Raw genomic sequence first — 12,596 nt, forward strand, 5'->3', positions numbered from 1 at the left:
TGAACCGGGTACGTACAGGCCAAGAGGGGTGTCGGTATCGTCCACCAGATCGCGCAGCGAGGCAAGGTGGTCACGTTTCCACGGTTGCTATTGCTTCACCCGGTGTGCGTGCCATAGAGTCCTGGGCGTCGAACCGCTTCGACGTTCTTCGAGGCTGACGACGAGCATCCACGAACGGTCTGGCTCCGCCGGCCCGCACCATGGCACGATGCCGTGCCGCGTTATCCACGAAGGAGTGAAGAACGCCCATGAAGAGGCAATCAGCTACCTCACCGATGCAGGGCACGCTCAACCGCCGCTCGTTCCTCGGCCTGCTCGGCGCCGGGATCGCCGTGGTCGGCGTGCCCTCGCTGCTCTCGTCGTGCAGCACCGCGGGCGCCGGGGTGAACGCCGGCACGGCCGGCAAGGTCAGCGCGGGCGTGCTCCCGGGGTACTTCCCGGTCGAGTACGTCTCGCCCGACTTCCCGAGCGTCAACGGATCGACGGCGGGCTACGCCTCGATCCCGAAGGAGCTCGTCAAGGCGTTCCCGAAGCCGCCCGGGAGCGGCGGGACCTACACCGCGATGACGCCGCTGTGGGGCACCATCCCGCCGACCAAGGGCAACCAGTACTTCGACGCGGTCAACGAGGCGTCGGGGACCACGCTCGCGTTCCAGATCAGCGACGGCAACACCTACGGGGACAAGCTCGCGGCCGTGCTCGCGTCCGCGAAGGACGTCCCGGACTGGGTCTCGATCCCCTCCTGGAACGTGCCGCCGCGCTTCGGTCAGGCCGTCGACGCGCTGTTCGAGGACCTCACGCCGTTCCTCGCCGGGGACGCCGTCAAGAAGTACCCCAACCTCGCGAACATCTCGACCGACACCTGGAAGTTCTGCGTCTTCAACGACAAGCTGTACGCGCTGCCCTTCCCCGGCGAGATCATCACCGACGCCACGTTCTACCGTGCGGACGTGTTCGACGAGCTCGGCATCACGGCGCAGCCCACGAACGCCCAGGAGCTGCTCGACCTCGCCAAGGAGGTCACGGACCCTGCGGCCAAGCGGTGGGGGGCCAACGACCTGTGGGTCACGGCCACGCAGATGTACTCCGTCCCCCCCAAGTGGAAGGTCGACGACGCGGGCAAGCTGGTCCACCGGGTCGAGACCGACGAGTACCGAGCGGCGCTCGAGTGGCAGTCCAAGCTCTACGCGCAGGGCTCCGTCCACCCCGACGCGGTCGCGGACAACTCCGGCGACGCCAAGCAGCGCTTCGAGTCGGGCCAGGTTCTCATCTCGAGCGACGGCCTGGGTGGCTGGCACGAGGCGCTGGGACGCAACCTCCCCATCAACGCCGCGTACTCGCAGCTGCCCTTCGCCCCCTTCGCGGCCGACGGCGGCAAGGCCACCCTTTTCAAGGGCAACCCCGCGAACATCTTCAGCTTCCTCAAGAAGAACTCCGACAAGGCCAAGATCGAAGAGCTGCTGACGGTCGCGAACTTCCTGGCGTCCCCGTTCGGCACCGAGGAGTTCGCGCTCATCAACTACGGGGTCGAGGGCGTCCACTACGACCTGGACGAGAACAACCTTCCCGTCTCGACCGACCGGGCGGCGACCGAGCTCCAGCCGACCTTCATCTTCCTCACCGACCCGCCGGTCGTGAACGCCAAGGTCCAGTACCCGGGCTTCGTCGAGGCCTTCTGCACCTGGATGGCCGACGCCGCGAAGACGACCGTCGACCCGGTCTTCTACGGTCAGCAGATCACCGAGCCCAACCAGTACGCCTCGATCGCCCAGCCCTTCGAGGACCTCGAGAAGGACATCGCGCGCGGCCGCAAGTCCATGACGGACCTCGACGCGGCGATCACCACGTGGAAGTCCGCCGGCGGTGACGAGCTGCGCGCGTTCTACCAGGACATCCTGGACGCGCAGTGACGCTCCACGTCGGAGACCGCGACGGGGCGCCCACCGTGGCCACCGCCGACGGCGAGGTCCCGGGCCCGACGGACGCGACGCCGTCGGGCCCGGGAGGGGGCGCCGCCGTGGTGGCGGACCCCACCGCCCCGTCCGTCCCCGCGGTCCGCAAGATCCCCTGGCGGGTCCGCCTCCGGCGCGACCGGTCGCTGATCCTCATGACGCTGCCCGCGGTGATCCTGCTGGTCGTCTTCGCCTACGTCCCCATGCTCGGCAACGTCGTCGCGTGGCAGGACTACTCGCCCTACGTCGGGATCGGCGGCAGCCCGTTCATCGGGTGGGCCAACTTCGAGCGCATCTTCACCGACCCGCTCTTCCTCGACGCGATCGTCAACACCCTGACGATCACGGCATTCCAGCTCGTGTTCTTCTTCCCCGTCCCGATCGTCCTCGCGCTCCTGCTCAACAGCGTCGTGACCCCGGGTGTGCGGACCATGATCCAGTCGATCGTCTACCTGCCGCACTTCTTCTCCTGGGTGCTCGTCGTGACGATCTTCCAGCAGATCTTCGGTGGGGCCGGCTTCATCAACCAGCACCTCGCGGCGGCCGGTCACCAGGGCTTCGACCTCATGACGAACCCCGACACGTTCCTGCTGCTCATCACGGCGCAGTCGGTCTGGAAGGACGCGGGCTGGGGGATCATCATCTTCCTCGCCGCGCTCAGCACCGTGGACCCGGCGCTGTACGAGGCCTCGGCCATGGACGGCGCGGGCCGGTGGCGCCGCATGTGGCACATCACCCTGCCCGCGTTGCGGCCGGTCATCATCCTGCTGCTCATCCTGCGCCTGGGCGACGCGCTCACGGTCGGGTTCGAGCAGCTCATCCTCCAGCGAGGAGCCGTCGGGGCGGGCGTGTCCGAGGTCATCGACACGTTCGTCTACTACCAGGGCGTCGTCAACGGCGACTGGGCCTTCGCGGCTGCCGCGGGGCTGGTCAAGGGGATCGTCTCCCTGCTCCTGGTCCTCGGCGCGAACAAGCTGGCGCACGTCTTCGGAGAAGCGGGAGTGTACAAGCGAGCATGAGCACCACGACGAACGCGGACCGGGTCCCGCGCAGCGGGCCCGACAGCACAGGCGTGCCGGGCGTTCCCGGCCGAGCGACCCCCGGCTCGTCGGGAGGCGCCCCCGCCGCCAGGCGGCGCCGACGGTCCAAGCACCGCGCCCCCTGGGAGGGCGACCCGCACCCCGTGGGGGCAGTCGCCAAGGTGGTGATCCTCGCCGCGATCGTGTTCGTGGTGGTCTTCCCGCTCTACACGATCATCCTCACGTCGCTGTCCTCGCAGGCCGACATCACGCGCTCGGGAGGCCTGGTCACGATCCCCGGGTCGCTGAGCCTGAGCGCGTACTCACAGATCCTCGCGGGCGGGATCGTCACGCAGGCCGCGCTCGTGAGCATCGGCGTGACGCTCGTGGGCACGCTGCTGTCCACGTCCGTCTCGATCCTCGCGGCCTACGGTCTGAGCCGTCCGGGCTCGTTCGGGCACCGCCCGCTGCTGTTCACGCTGCTCGTGACCATGTTCTTCGGGGCGGGCATGATCCCGACCTACCTGCTGGTCAGTGCGCTCGGGCTCATCGACACCTACTGGTCGTTGATCCTGCCGGGCGCGGTGTCGGCGTTCAACGTGCTCATCCTGCGGGCCTTCTTCATGGGCATCGACCGGAGCATCACCGACGCCGCGCGCATCGACGGCGCGGGGGACTGGCGCATCCTGGGCCGGATCGTCATGCCCATGTCCAAGGCGTCGATCGCGGTCGTCGCGCTGTTCTACGGCGTCGGGTACTGGAACGCGTTCTTCAACGCCATGCTCTACATCAACGACAACGCCAAGTGGCCGCTGCAGCTCGTGCTGCGCTCGTACGTGCTCCAGGGCGTGACCCTGCCGGGCAGCGGGGTCAACCAGGTGGACGTCGCGGCGGGGGCCGTGACGGGGCTGCCGGTCAAGATGGCCGTCATGGTCCTGGCCGTGATCCCGATCCTGGCGATCTACCCGTTCGTCCAGCGGCACTTCACCAAGGGCGTGATCTTCGGGGCCATCAAGGGGTGACCTGAGGGCTCCGACGACCGACCCGCAGCTACCGTGGCGCCCCGCGGGTGCTGCCCCGGTCGGTCAGCACGGGGGCGAGCAGCCTGGTCTCGGCCGGCTGGTCGCCCCCGAGGCGCGCCACGACCATCTCGACCGCGACCCGGCCGATCGCCTCGGCCGGGATGTCGACGCTCGTCACGGGGGACTGCATCGCGAGGGCGACGTCGGTGGGGCACACGGCCACGACCGAGACGTCGCCGGGCACGGACTTGCCGCGCTCGCGCAGGTGCGCGAGCACGTGCGGCAGCGCGACCTCGTTGTGCACGACGACGCCTGTGACCTCCGGCATCGAGTCGAGGAGCCGGTCGACCGCGTCGTAGGCGCCCGCCACGGACGACTCGGCAGGCTCGACCGCGAACGTCGCACCCGCCTGCTCGCACGCCGTGGTGAAGCCTCGCAGCATGCGTTCGGCGTAGGACGTGTGCCGCTCGAGCACCGCGGGCGGCGAGCCGATCAGCGCGACGTGCCGGTGCCCCCGGTCGAGCAGGTGCCGGACCGCGGTGCGTCCCGCGGCCTCGAAGTCGAGGTCCACGCAGCTCAGGCCCGCGGGGTCGCGGGGGAGCCCGATCAGCACGGTCGGCTGCTTGAGACCCACGAGGACCGGGATGCGCGGGTCGTCGTCCTCGACGTCCATCATGACCAGGGCGTCGACCATCGAGCCGCTCGCGACCCGGTCGAGGCCCGTGGTGTCGTCCTGGGTCAGGAGCAGGACGTCGTGGTCGACCGCCCGCGCGCTCGTCACGACGCCGGCGACGAACTGCATGATGACTCCGACGTTGACGCCCACGCGCAGCGGTGCCATGAGCGCGATGACGTTGGTGCGCGCCGAGGCCAGGGCACGCGCCCCCGCGTGCGGCCGGTAGCCGAGCTGCTCGATCGCGCGCTCGACGCGGTGCCGCGTCGCCGCCGAGATCGGGCGCTTGCCCGACAGGACGTAGGAGACGGTCGAGGCGGAGACCCCAGCGGTCTTCGCGACGTCATCGATCGTGGCCACGGTGTGCTCCTTCTCGAGCGGGGACGGCGGGGGACGGCGGACCCCCGGCGGATGGTCCGGCGGCATGGCGACGAGGTCCTGGGGGGCGGTCGGGTCCGTGACGGAGGACGTGCCGGACGCGCCGAGGGCCTCGTGCCCGAGGGCAACCCTAGCGCCGGGCGCGAGGTCGACGTCGGCGCGTCGTCCGTCCGCGGTGCGCAGCCTGGCGCGCACGGCGCGCGCCGGGGGAGCGGTCAGCCGGACCTCGGTCACGCGCAGGTCCCGCCAGGTGATCCCCACGAGGAGCCCGCCGCGCGCCCGCAGCCCGTCGACCTCGCCCTCGGGCCAGGCCGCGGGGAGCGCGGGGAGCAGGTCCAGGTGGTCGGTGTGGCTCTGGAGGAGCATCTCGGCGATCGCCGCCGTGAGGCCCAGGTTCCCGTCGACCTGGAAGGGCGGGTGCGCGCTGAAGAGGTTCGGGTAGAGCCCGCCGCGGTGCGGGGCGGGCTCGCCCTCCCGCGGGCCCGACGGCGCCTCGACCGTCCGCAGCGCGAGCTGCACCTGGTCGTGAGCCCGGTCGCCCCGCCCCAGCCGCGCCCACAGCGCGGCCCGCCAGGCGAGGGACCAGCCCGTCGACTCGGGGCCGCGCAGGTCGAGGCTGCGTGCGGCGGCACGGCACAGGGCGGGATCCTCGTCGGGCGTCAGGCTCCCCAGGGGGAACAGTCCCACGAGGTGCGAGAGGTGCCGGTGCGCGGGCTCGGCCTCGGGCAGGTCCTCGGCCCACTCGAGGAGCTCCCCCCGGGGGCCGACCCGCGGGGAAGGGAGGAGCGCGACCGCGGTCTCGAGGTCGGTCAGCCACCCGGGAGCCTCGCGCACCGGGCCGCCCGGTTCCACGAGCGCGTCGTACGCGGCGCGGCACGACGCCGCGAGGTCGCGCAGCAGGGCGACGTCCATGGTGACCGACGTCGCGACGGCGACGGGGACGCCGTCGGGCCCGACGTAGTGGTTCTCGGGGGACGTCGACGGTGACGTCCAAGCGCGGCGCGGCGCCCCGACGAACCCGTCGGCGTCGCGCGGGGCGTCGGTGCAGATCCAGTCGAGCGCGAAGAGCCCCGCTCCCTCGAGGACCGGCCACGCCACGTCGCGCAGGTAGTCCGGGTCGGGCGCGAACACGTAGTGGTCCCAGACGTGGCGCGCTAGCCAGGTCCCTCCCAGCGCCCAGCTCGCCCAGGCCGGGTCGCCGTGCCCCGCGCCCACGGGCCAGGTGTGCCCCCAGGCGTCGGTGTTGTGGTGCGCGACCCACCCGCGCGTGCCGTAGAGCGTCGCGGACGCCCGGGCCCCGGTGCCCCGGGCGATCCGTGCGGTCAGGTCGAGCAGAGGTACGTGGCACTCAGCGAGGCCCGCGGTCTCGGCCGCCCAGTAGTTCATGGGCGTGTTGACGTTGAGCGTGTAGCTGCTGCTCCACGGCGCCGGGAGCGCGTCGTTCCACAGGCCCTGCAGGGTCGCGGGGAGGCCCCCGGGTCGCGAGCTCGAGATCAGGAGGTAGCGGCCGTGGTGGAAGGCGAGCGCGGCCAGCGTGGGGTCCGCGGCGTCGACCGGTGTCGCCTCGCCGGCGGCAGGGCGCCGCAGGTGGTGCTCGGTCGTCGTGGTGCCCGTCGCGTCCTCCCGCGCGGGGGCCGGCCCGAGCCGGAGCCGGACCCGGTCGAAGAGGCGACGGTGCTCGTCGACGTGGCGGCGTCGAAGTCGTTCGACGATGCCTGCGACCAGGTCGTCCGTCGCCATGCCCGGCACCCCGGGGGCTCCCTGGTCGCCGAGGGCCGCGACGGCGCTCGCGGTCGCGCGGGCGGACGCCTCGGCTCGCGAGACGGGTCCCGCGGACGTCGGGTCCTGCGAGGTCGCGGTCGCGACGACGAGCACGTGCCGCCGCGCCGCGGGCAGGACGAGCAGGCCGTCCTCGACCCGCGCACCGGGGGCCGCGACGACCGCGACCGCGTGCCGCCCGCCGTCGGCGTACCGCACCGGGACCTCGACGCTCTCGTGGCCCGGAGCGACGTCGACCGGGAGCTGTACCTCGTGCCGCAGCACCCCGTCGGAGAGGTCGCTGCGGGCCTCGGCGAGACCGGGGCCCGCCCCGGGGGCGGGGTGCGGGCGGGGGGCAGCGACCGGCGCCGGCCGCAGGACGCTCGAGACGCGGACCGTGAGGATGCTCGGTGCGCTGGACGTGACCGTGTGGACGAGCACGTGGTCGGCGGCGCTGACCCACGTCTCGTGACGGACGTCGGGGCCCGGCCGCACCGACCCCGGCAGAGAGTACTCGTGCGACGCGACGGCCTCGTGCAGGTCGAGCCGTCGCGTGTAGCCGGCAGCCCGGCTCGTCGCGGGTGCGCCTGGCCCGCTGAGCGCGCTGAGCCCGCCGAGCCCGTCCGGCCGTCCTGCCTCGGCCGTCCGGCCGGCCCCGTCCGAGTCCTCACCCGCCCCGTCGGCGGCCTCGACGGTCACCCAGACGTCGACGAACGGGAGGTAGGCCTGCGCGTACGGGGTCTGCACGTCCTGCAGGAGACGCTCGGCGCGGTGGGTGTCTCCTGCTGCGACGGCCTCCCGGACCGCGGCGAGGTGCGCGGGTCCGTGGGCCCGTGGGGCGTCGGGCGTCCAGGCCGGGGGGCGTGCACCGGTGCTCGCGGCCCCGTCGCGGGGGAGAGGTTCGGTCCCCGTGCCGGACCACACGGTCGCGTCGTTGACCTGGAGCCGCTCGGTGCCGATCCTGCCGAAGCACATGGCGCCGATCCTCCCGTTGCCCACCGGAAGCGCTTCGACCCAATCCTCTGCGGGCCGGTCGTCCACGAGCGACCATCTGTCGAACGGGCCGCTCGGCGAGCCTCGATGCTCGTCTTGCCGCGCGATCATGCGGTTTGCCTCCTCGTGGCAGCAGGGTGGACACAGGCTGTCCCGGAGGCCGTGTTCGACGATGCGTCTCGCAAAGACGCTGGACAGGACCTCGGCGGTCAGACTAGCGTGTTGAACCGCTTCGATGAAGTGGAGACCAGGAGAGGCAATGACGCTACTGACCCCTGACCGCGCCGGCGGTCGCCCGTCCCCGGGCACGGACCCGGCCCTCGGGCTCGCCCCGCTGACGACCGAGCTCGGCGTCCTGTTCGGCGGCGACTACAACCCCGAGCAGTGGGACCCGTCCGTGTGGCGCGAGGACGTCCGGCTCATGCGGCAGGCGGGGGTCAACCTCGTGACCGTCGGTGTCTTCAGCTGGTCGCGCTACGAGCCCCAGCCGGGCGTGCGGGACTTCGCCTGGATGGACGAGGTCCTCGACCTCCTGCACGCGCACGGCGTCGCGGTGGACCTCGCGACACCGACGGCCTCGCCGCCGCCCTGGCTCGGGAAGCTGTACCCCGAGACGCTGCCGGTCGACGCGGACGGCGTGCGTCTGGGGTGGGGCTCGCGCAACCAGTTCAGCCCGGCCTCGCGCATCTACCGGGAGCGTGCGCTCGCGATCACCCGTGACCTCGTCGAGCGGTACGCCGCGCACCGGGCGGTCCGGATGTGGCACGTGGGGAACGAGTTCGGCCAGGTCTGCCACGGCGAGGAGTCGGCGGTCGCGTTCAGGGGGTGGCTGCGCGAGCGCTACGGCTCCCTCGCGGCGCTCAACGAGGCGTGGGGGACGTCGGTCTGGTCGCAGCACTACGGGCGGTGGGAGGAGATCACCCCTCCTCGCCGGGCGCCGTACCACCTCAACCCGACCCAGGTCCTGGACTTCCGTCGCTACTCGTCCGACGCCCTGCGGTCGTTGTTCCGCGAGCAGCGCGACCTGATCCGCGAGATCGACCCCGTGCGGCCCGTGACGACGAACTTCATGGGCTTCTTCCCGCTCGTCGACTACTGGTCGTGGGCCGAGGACCTGGACGTGGTCGCGGACGACGCGTACCCCGACCCGACGGACCCGCACGCCGCGAGCACGTCGGCGCTCACGCACGACCTCATGCGCTCGCTCGGGCGCGGTCGCCCCTGGGTCCTCATGGAGCAGGCGGCCGGCGCCGTGAGCTGGCGCCCGCACAACCTCACCAAGTCGCCCGGGCGCTCGCGCCTCGAGTCGTTGCAGGCAGTGGCCCGCGGGGCCGACGCGATCTGCTTCTTCCAGTGGCGGGCCGCGACCAAGGGGCCCGAGCGGTTCCACTCGGCCATGCTCCCGCACGCGGGCCCCGAGACCCGCGCGCACCAGGGGGTCCGGCGGCTGGGCGCGGACCTCGCGAGGCTGCGTCCCGTCGTCGGCTCGCGCGTCGGGGCACGGGTCGCGATCCTGTTCGACTGGCCGAGCTGGTGGGCGTCGCAGGGCGAGGCCCTGCCGACGGACCGGCTCGACGCCCTGGCGCAGCTCCGGTCCTGGTACCGCCCGCTGTGGGAGGACGGCGTCGCGGTCGACGTCGCCCGCCCGGGTCAGGACCTGTCGGGGTACGACGTCGTGCTCGCGCCTCAGCTCTACCTGCTCACCGAGCCCGCGGCGGACACGCTGCGCGAGCACGTCGGGCGGGGAGGGACGCTCGTGCTCGGCCCGTTCGGAGGGGTCGCCGACGAGTCCGCGCACGTGCGGACCGGACGCTTCCCCGCCCTGCTGCGGGACGTCGTCGGGGTCAGCGGCGAGGAGTGGGTCCCGCTTCCCGACGACGGCGCGGAGGTCGTCTGGACGGCCGGGCCGCCGGGGCCGCTGGGGGAGCCGTCGCGAGCGCCGGCCGGGACGCCCGACGCGTCGTCGTCGCGGTCGGGCTCCTTCCGGGCCGAGGTCCTCGGCGAGCTGCTGCGCTCCGAGGGCGCCGAGGTGCTCGCGTCGTTCCGGGGCGGACATCTCGACGGGGCCCCGGCGATCACGCGTCACCGGCGCCCGGGCTTGGGCGCGGCCTGGTACGTCGGGACCGTGCCACCCCAGGACGCCCTCGCGGACGTGCTGCGGCAGGCGATCGCCGAGGCGGGCGTCGAGGGGGCCGCGCCCGCTGTGCGCCTCCCCGGCGTCGAGGTCGTCCGGCGCGGCGACGCGCTCTTCGTGCTCAACCACGGCCGGGGCACGGTCCGCGTCCGCGTGGAGGACCTGCTCCCGGGGTCGTCGTCCGCCCTCCCACGTCATCCCGGGTCCGAGGTCGTCGACCTCCTGACCGGGCTCCCACCTGCCGCCGGCGAGGTCGTCCTCGCGGCCGACGACGCCGTCGTCCTGATCGAGAGGAACTCATGAAGTTCACGGATGGTTACTGGAAGCTGCTTCCGGGCGTGACGCTGCTGCGGCCGCAGTCGGTCGACGAGGTCGTCGACGACGCCGGGCGGCTCGTGGTGTACGCGCCCACGGCACCGATCCTGACGCGTGGTGACACGCTCAACCGGCCGCTGGTCACGGTGTCGTTCGACGCACCCATGGACGACGTCGTGGGGGTGCGCATCGAGCACCACCAGGGGCGGCGGGACCCGGGCCCGCACTTCGAGGTCGCGCGCGCGTCGGGGGACTCCAAGGTCGTCGTGCCCCTCGTCGCGGGGGAGCACGGCGCGTCGCTGACCTCGGGCAGGCTCGCGGCGCGGGTCGCGACCGACGGCGGCTGGCGCGTGGACTTCGTGGCCGACGGCAGGGTCCTGACGAGCTCGACGGACCGCAGCGTCGGGGTCGTCACGACGCCCGACGGCGCCCATCACGTCCGCGAGCAGCTCACGATCGGCGTGGGCGAGCACCTGTACGGCCTGGGCGAGCGGTTCGGCGCCCTGGTCAAGAACGGGCAGTCGGTCGACATCTGGAACGAGGACGGCGGGACGGCGAGCGACCAGGCGTACAAGAACGTCCCGTTCTACCTGTCGGACGCGGGCTACGGCGTGTTCGTGGCCCATCCCGAGCGGGTCTCGTTCGAGGTGGGCACCGAGGTGGTCTCGCGCACGCAGTTCTCGGTCGTGGGCGAGACCCTCCAGTACTACGTGATCTACGGGGCGACGCCCAAGGAGATCCTGAGCCGGTACACCGCGCTCACGGGCCGGCCCGCCAGGGTGCCCGCGTGGTCGTTCGGCCTGTGGCTGTCGACGTCCTTCACCACGGACTACGACGAGGGCACCGTGACCTCGTTCATCGACGGGATGGCAGAGCGCGAGATCCCGTTGAGCGTCTTCCACTTCGACTGCTTCTGGATGCGGCAGTTCCACTGGTGCGACTTCGTGTGGGACCCGGCGACGTTCCCCGATCCCGAGGGCATGCTCGCGCGGCTGCGTGCCAAGGGGCTGCGGATCTCGGCGTGGATCAACCCGTACATCGCCCAGCGCTCGCACCTGTTCGCCGAGGGGCGCGAGAAGGGGTACCTGGTGCTGACGCCCGGGGGCGACGTCTGGCAGTGGGACATGTGGCAGGCGGGCATGGCGCTCGTCGACTTCACGAACCCGGACGCGAAGGCCTGGTACCTCGCGCAGCTCAAGGGCCTGCTGGACCAGGGCGTGGACTGCTTCAAGACCGACTTCGGCGAGCGGATCCCCACGGACGTGGTGTGGCACGACGGGTCGGACCCGCAGCGCATGCACAACTACTACGCGCACCTGTACAACGAGGCCGTGTTCGAGCTGCTGCGGGCCGAGCGCGGCGAGGGCGAGGCGGTGCTCTTCGCCCGCTCGGCGACCGCGGGCGGGCAGCAGTTCCCGGTCCACTGGGGCGGGGACTGCGAGTCGACCTACGCGTCGATGGCCGAGTCGTTGCGCGGCGGGCTCTCGCTCGCGCTGTCGGGGTTCGGGTACTGGAGCCACGACATCGGGGGCTTCGAGGGCACGCCGGACCCCGCGGTCTTCAAGCGCTGGGCCGCGTTCGGCCTGCTGTCCTCGCACAGCCGCCTGCACGCCTCGGACTCCTATCGCGTGCCGTGGGCGTTCGACGACGAGGCCGTGGACGTCACCCGGGCCTTCACACGGCTCAAGATGTCGCTCATGCCGTACCTGGCCCGGGTGGCGGGGGAGGCGCACGGGCAGGGGGTCCCGATGATGCGGCCCATGATGCTCGAGTTCCCCCAGGACCGGGGGACGGCCGGCGTGGACACCCAGTACATGCTGGGCGACGCGCTGCTCGTCGCCCCGGTGTTCAGCACCGAGGGCGACGTCGAGTACTACGTCCCGGAGGGGAGCTGGACGAACCTCCTCGACGGGCGCTCCGTCTCCGGGCCGCGGTGGGTGAGCGAGCGGCACGGGTTCGACTCGCTGCCGCTCCTGGTCCGCCCGGGCACGGTCCTGCCGGTGGGCGGGCGCACGGACCGGCCCGACTACGAGTGGGCCGACGGCGTGACGCTGCGCCTGTTCGAGCTGCCCGACGGGCACGACTCGACGACCACGGTCCCGTCGGAGACGGGCGGGCCGACGACGTTCCGCACGCGCCGCGAGGGCGCGCGGGTCACGGTCTCCTCGGACGACGCCCGGGCGCCGTGGGCCGTGCGGGTCGGCGAGCAGGTCGTCCGCGCCGAGGGCGCGGGGAGCGTCGAGCTGTCCGTCTGACCTGCCCTGCCGCGTCGCTGCGCGGGTGACGTGGGGGCGGGGGTGGGCGGCGCCGTCGGGCACGGTGCTCCGTTGTCTCTTATACACATCTCCGAGC

Annotated in this window: 6 protein-coding genes and 1 pseudogene; 5 read left to right on the plus strand and 2 right to left on the minus strand. The window is 72.4% G+C overall.

All coding sequences use genetic code 11. From position 1 onward, the window contains the following. The first annotated feature begins 248 nt into the window (after positions 1-248). From ACFWGN_RS10885 to ACFWGN_RS10895, 3 genes are all read left to right on the plus strand, one after another. Positions 249-1,910 (plus strand): sugar ABC transporter substrate-binding protein, encoded by a 1,662-nt coding sequence (locus ACFWGN_RS10885; RefSeq protein ID WP_377616855.1) that lies wholly within the window; start codon positions 249-251, stop codon positions 1,908-1,910. Between the two features lie 107 nt (positions 1,911-2,017). After that, positions 2,018-2,971: an ABC transporter permease gene (locus ACFWGN_RS10890; RefSeq protein WP_377616866.1), complete on the plus strand. Its 954-nt coding sequence runs from the start codon at positions 2,018-2,020 to the stop codon at positions 2,969-2,971. Beyond that, positions 2,968-3,993, plus strand: a complete 1,026-nt coding sequence (locus tag ACFWGN_RS10895; protein ID WP_377616856.1) for a carbohydrate ABC transporter permease — start codon at positions 2,968-2,970, stop codon at positions 3,991-3,993. Before ACFWGN_RS10890 ends, ACFWGN_RS10895 begins: the two co-directional genes overlap by 4 nt. Before the next feature lie 28 nt (positions 3,994-4,021). Here ACFWGN_RS10895 and ACFWGN_RS10900 read toward each other — a convergent pair whose 3' ends face one another. Both ACFWGN_RS10900 and ACFWGN_RS10905 read right to left on the minus strand, forming a co-directional pair. Beyond that, positions 4,022-5,026, minus strand: a complete 1,005-nt coding sequence (locus ACFWGN_RS10900; protein ID WP_377616867.1) for a LacI family DNA-binding transcriptional regulator — start codon at positions 5,024-5,026, stop codon at positions 4,022-4,024. 207 nt (positions 5,027-5,233) lie between these two features. Further along, positions 5,234-7,906: pseudogene (locus ACFWGN_RS10905) on the minus strand (glycoside hydrolase N-terminal domain-containing protein); the annotation flags it as partial. A 148-nt stretch (positions 7,907-8,054) separates the two neighbouring features. Between ACFWGN_RS10905 and ACFWGN_RS10910 the strand changes: the two are divergent. Both ACFWGN_RS10910 and yicI read left to right on the plus strand, forming a co-directional pair. Continuing rightward, entirely contained in the window at positions 8,055-10,232 is a 2,178-nt protein-coding gene (locus ACFWGN_RS10910) for a beta-galactosidase (RefSeq protein WP_377616857.1), read from the plus strand. After that, positions 10,229-12,499 (plus strand): alpha-xylosidase, encoded by a 2,271-nt coding sequence (gene yicI / locus ACFWGN_RS10915; protein WP_377616858.1) that lies wholly within the window; start codon positions 10,229-10,231, stop codon positions 12,497-12,499. The genes ACFWGN_RS10910 and yicI overlap by 4 nt, the downstream gene beginning before the upstream one ends. Positions 12,500-12,596: the final 97 nt, after the last annotated feature.

It is taken from the genome of Oerskovia sp. NPDC060338 (genome assembly GCF_042726295.1).
GTDB lineage: Bacteria > Actinomycetota > Actinomycetes > Actinomycetales > Cellulomonadaceae > Oerskovia > Oerskovia merdavium.